Genomic DNA, 351 nt, shown 5'->3' on the forward strand with positions numbered 1-351 from the left:
TTTTGATACCGATATTATTTCCAGTCCTGAACTTTATATTTTTTATATTTTGCAGGTGTCGTGCCTGTATATTTTCTGAAGATTTTTATAAAATAGCTCTGTGTGGAAAAGCAAAGATATTCACTGATCTGTGCTGCTGTATAATCTGAATAGGTCAGCATATTACAGGCAGCTTCTATCCGTTCTTTCTGAATATAGTCGACAAAAAGCATTCCTGTTTCTTTTTTAAACAATCTGGAAAGATAACTGGCACTGATCCCTGCTGCCTCTGCAGTTTCTTCCAGTGTAACGGGAACATGCAGATGAAGATGAATATATTTTACTGCCGCTTCAATTTCTCTGCTGTAATGT

At 36.2% G+C, this 351-nt stretch carries 1 protein-coding gene; it reads right to left on the reverse strand.

Annotated elements, in window-relative coordinates; genetic code table 11:
- Positions 1 to 14: 14 nt before the first annotated feature.
- A partial coding sequence (locus LI074_RS17215) for a helix-turn-helix domain-containing protein (protein WP_173698482.1) occupies positions 15 to 351 on the reverse strand: 337 nt, incomplete at its 5' end.

It is taken from the genome of Blautia sp. MSK18_10 (assembly GCF_020553185.1).
Lineage (GTDB): Bacteria > Bacillota > Clostridia > Lachnospirales > Lachnospiraceae > Blautia_A > Blautia_A wexlerae.